This is a genomic window from Pseudoalteromonas sp. RWi3, assembly GCF_054960735.1.
The window spans coordinates 1-280 of the sequence record NZ_JBHNYL010000056.1 but is presented as its reverse complement, the minus strand read 5'-3'; the positions used below and the strand labels follow the sequence as shown (position 1 = coordinate 280).

The 280-nt window shown below is 41.1% G+C and carries 1 protein-coding gene; it reads left to right on the top strand.

The window, feature by feature from the left end; genetic code table 11:
- Positions 1–280: IS110 family transposase (locus tag ACFI4Z_RS19120; RefSeq protein WP_462671898.1), on the top strand; the 280-nt coding region annotated here is incomplete at both ends.

Sequence of the window (280 nt, the reverse complement as noted above, 5' to 3'; positions counted from 1 at the left end):
AAGTCCTTATAAAGACAAGTTAACTGGACTTGTTGTTGAATCAACTTTTAATTGGTATTGGTTAGTCGATGCTTTAATGGATGAAGGGTTTAAACTTCACTTAGCAAACCCCGCTGCAATCCAACAATATTCAGGCTTAAAACATGCTGATGACCATAGTGATGCACGTTGGTTAGCTGAAATGCTACGTCTAAACATTCTGCCTGAGGGCTACATTTACCCCCGAGAGCTCAGGGCTGTTCGCGACTTAATGCGTAAACGAATGGACATTGTTCAACAA